The sequence below is a fragment of the Shewanella sp. 10N.286.51.B2 genome, from assembly GCF_041469265.1.
Taxonomy (GTDB): Bacteria; Pseudomonadota; Gammaproteobacteria; order Enterobacterales; family Shewanellaceae; genus Shewanella.
In genome coordinates this window covers 1-725 of sequence record NZ_JBFRKH010000128.1, presented here as the reverse complement: position 1 = coordinate 725, position 725 = coordinate 1, and the positions used below count along the sequence as shown (strand labels likewise).

At 47.2% G+C, this 725-nt stretch carries 1 protein-coding gene; it reads right to left on the bottom strand.

Annotation, left to right across the window (positions count from 1 at the left end; all coding sequences use genetic code 11):
- Nucleotides 1-725 (bottom strand): cadherin-like domain-containing protein (locus tag AB4140_RS19710; protein WP_372002327.1); only part of this gene is annotated, 725 nt, incomplete at both ends.

The window sequence follows — 725 nt, the reverse complement described above, 5'->3', positions numbered from 1 at the left end:
CCGTTGTAGTCTTTTTCTGGTGTAAACGTGTAGGTGCCAGCGGGATTAATGGTGATTGAGCCATGATCAACGTTTAAGTTGTCGACGCTAAGTTGACCGACATCACGAGTGTCTATATCTGTGGTGTTGGCGAGCAGCTGTGCCTGAGTAATGTTGATGACTTGGTCTTCATTTCCTTTCGCTAAATGCACTGCTTGAGTAACGATTGGAGCATCATTCGTTCCATGCACATAGATGGTAATAATTTGTTTATCACCACCAGCAGTCGTTACTTCATATTGAACCTGCTCGACTTGCCCTGCCGCCAAGTGTTGAATATTGGCATTGGGAACCGAATAAGCCCAATCACCGGCTTTTCCAATGGTCAGATGACCGCCATAGGGATCACTGACCGCATGGGCATTACGAGTGGCGTAAAAATGATCTTCACCGACGTCAGGATCGATAACATTCAACACGCCAGTGACAAATATCGTGTGTTGAGCATCACCTTGTACATGGCGATCTTCTGTAATTTGACCGCTTTTATCTCCGGTGAAGATCGCAGCATCGCCAGCTGCCGAGAGCGTCGTTGATGCACCGGTGTGTGTTACACCACCGTGTGCATCTTTGACGTCATAGCTAAAATGGACATCGCCGTTATAGTCTTTTTCTGGGGTAAAGGTGAAGGTGCCATCGGCATTTAACGCAATAGCGCCATGATCAGCCTGTAGGTTTTCAATGGA